This window comes from Hyphomonas sp. UBA3195 (assembly GCF_002366485.1).
In the GTDB taxonomy this organism is placed as follows: Bacteria; Pseudomonadota; Alphaproteobacteria; order Caulobacterales; family Hyphomonadaceae; genus Hyphomonas.
Map to the genome: position 1 here is coordinate 1 of NZ_DEXB01000020.1, position 2,691 is coordinate 2,691.

Below are 2,691 nucleotides of genomic sequence, written 5' to 3' on the forward strand. Positions count from 1 at the left end.
CACGACGACAGCACCGGACTCGCCGAAAACCCCTTTGAGGGTTTCGAGAGCCACTGTTTTTCCAGCTTTATCCATAGCGGGTCTCCAGTTTGAGGCGCCCGGACCATCCGGCCGCCCTGGTAATCGCCTTCTGGCCTTGCAGCCTTCCAGCGCCTGCCCAGGGATTGGCCTGCCCGGTTTTTTAACTCAGGGTGCTAACCCCTTGTATCCGAACCGTTTATACGCCTCACCCCGTCTGCATAGGTGACAGAAGACTGTCTTTATCCCCCTGAAAAGAGGGGCCTATGGTCTAGGACAGGAAAACGGGAGGTCCCCGATGCATATCAGAGAACTCCCGTCAAGAGCGGGTTGTTAACGCTTCTTGTGGAAACCCGCAACCCCCCATTGTGATAAAAAGTCAAGGGCGGGCTGGAAAGCCAATCGCGGCCTGCGGGAACAGCCCGATAATATGCCGGCGGGCAAACCGGGCCCGCATTCGGATCGCTGCAATTCCTTCATCACGAATCAGGATTTCGCGCAAGCGAGCATTGCCTATCCGACGAACTCCCAACCCTCCGTCTCAATCAAATCAATCGCTTGCGAAATAGTTCGCCAATCTCATCCCCCTCGTCTGAGGCTGGGCGATACTGCACCGCATGGAAACGCATCCCGACCCTATCCCCACGGCCGCTGAGCCGGACCGGCTTGAAGCCGTCGCGCTGGAGATCGCCGCCAAGATGGTGGCCGCGCTGACAAGGCTTGCGGGCAACGGCCTCGCGCTCGCCCGGCGCGGCATGCAGGACTTGCCCTTCGTGGAAGACTTGCTGCGCCGCGTGATCTATCTCATGGCCCTGCGGCTGGATGCGCCCGCCCCGGCGCCTGCGGCAATCCCGAAGCGCCCGGCCGCCTCCGCCCCCTCTGCCGAGATGGAACGCGAACCGCGCGCGCCCCGCTTCCGCCTGATCGAACCGGAACAGGACCGCGATCCGCGCCGCCTGCTCACCCCGGCTGAATGCCCGCGCGTAACGCTGATGGATGACACGGCGCAGCCCTTCATTCCGCCCATCCAGGCGGCCCCCAAGCCCCCGCGCCCAAGGCCCGGTTTCGAAGATCGTTATCTCCGCCGGACCCAGGCGCTCGCCGATGCCCTTGCCAACCTCGACACTTATGCGATGCGCATGGCCCACTGGATGGCCCGGCAGGCATCGAATGGCGCAAAGCGGTTGAGCCCCCTCGCCGCCGCGCCCGCGCCGGAACATGCTGAGATCGCAAAGACGGAGCCAGCCGTGCCGGTCTTGTCCGATCTCTACCTCCTCGTCCTGATGGCGCTTGGCTCGGATACGAGCTGACCCCCACACTCATCGCCAGTCCTGACCAAACGCCCCGGTCCCACCGGCGGCGGCGCATCTGCTGCGGGTTCACCCCCCGTGTGCAAGTGTCGCGTTCGCATCCTGGAAAGGGCGCGCTATAGCCGCGCCCCATGCCTGCGCTGTTCAGACATCTCCGCCTCCTTGCGCTTCACCGATGTCGAGGCGCGCCTGATCGGCTTTGACCTTGATGCAGGCATGCGCCGGGGATGCGACCATGGGGGCTATTTGTATCCCAAACGAAAAAGCCCGGCGCATCGCTGCGCCGGGCTTTACTGTGTTCTCTCTCTCAATCCGATGTCGGACTTAAGCCGTCTGGTTGGCCTCGGCCGTGTCGATCGTGACGCCAGCGCCCATTGTGGACGACAGGGTGATCTTGCGAACGAACTGGCCTTTGGCGCCCGATGGGCGTGCCTTGGTCAGGGCATCAAGGAAGGCTTTGACATTGGTTTCGATGTCGCCTTCGGAGAAGCTGGACTTGCCGATACCGGCATGGATGATCCCGGCCTTCTCGACGCGGAACTCGACCGAGCCGGACTTGGCGTCCTTGACGGCCTGCGCCACGTTTGGCGTGACCGTGCCGACTTTCGGGTTCGGCATCAGGCCGCGGGGCCCGAGCACCTTACCGAGACGACCGACAACGGCCATCATGTCTGGCGATGCGATGACGCGATCAAAGTCCATGAAGCCGCCCTGGATTTTTTCCATCAGGTCTTCAGCGCCGACGAAATCGGCTCCGGCTTCCTTGGCTTCGTCCGCCTTGGCGTCCTTTGCGAACACGGCGACGCGAACGTCCTTGCCGGTGCCCGATGGCAGGTTGACCACACCGCGGACCATCTGGTCTGCATATTTCGGGTCAACGCCGAGATTCACGGCGATCTCGACGGTCTCGTCGAATTTCGCTTTCGCATTCGATTTCACCAGAGCAACAGCTTCGGTGATCGTGTAGGCCTTGTCGGCATCCACGGATTCGATGATTGCGCGGGTACGCTTTCCTGGTTTCGCCATGATGCTTACTCCGTCACTTCGATGCCCATTGCGCGGGCGGAACCGGCAATGATTTTCGAGGCTGCGTCGAGGTCGTTTGCGTTCAGGTCTTCCATCTTCATTTCCGCGATCTCGCGAACCTGAGCCATGGTGACCTTGCCGACCGTCTCATAGCCGGGCTTGTTGGCGCCGGAAGCAGGCTTCTTGCCGAGCTTCAGCTTGGCAGCCTTCTTCAGCAGCACAGTGGCCGGTGGAGACTTCACGATGAAAGTGAAGGACTTGTCCTGATAATAGGAGATCACGACGGGAACGGGCAGGCCCTGTTCCATGCTCTGTGTCTTGGCGTTGAACGCCTTAC

At 61.8% G+C, this 2,691-nt stretch carries 3 protein-coding genes; 1 reads left to right on the forward strand and 2 read right to left on the reverse strand.

Annotated features, from left to right (window positions below):
• The first annotated feature begins 635 nt into the window (after positions 1 to 635).
• A complete protein-coding gene (locus B2344_RS06655; protein WP_290482743.1) occupies positions 636 to 1,328 on the forward strand; it encodes a hypothetical protein in 693 nt (230 codons plus the stop codon).
• A gap of 324 nt (positions 1,329 to 1,652) precedes the next feature.
• Here the strand turns inward: B2344_RS06655 and rplA are convergent, their stop codons facing one another.
• Both rplA and rplK read right to left on the reverse strand, forming a co-directional pair.
• Entirely contained in the window at positions 1,653 to 2,354 is a 702-nt protein-coding gene (gene rplA, locus B2344_RS06660; RefSeq protein ID WP_206992481.1) for a 50S ribosomal protein L1, read from the reverse strand.
• A 5-nt stretch (positions 2,355 to 2,359) separates the two neighbouring features.
• Positions 2,360 to 2,691 (reverse strand): 50S ribosomal protein L11 (gene rplK / locus B2344_RS06665; RefSeq protein WP_290484879.1); only part of this gene is annotated, 332 nt, incomplete at its 5' end.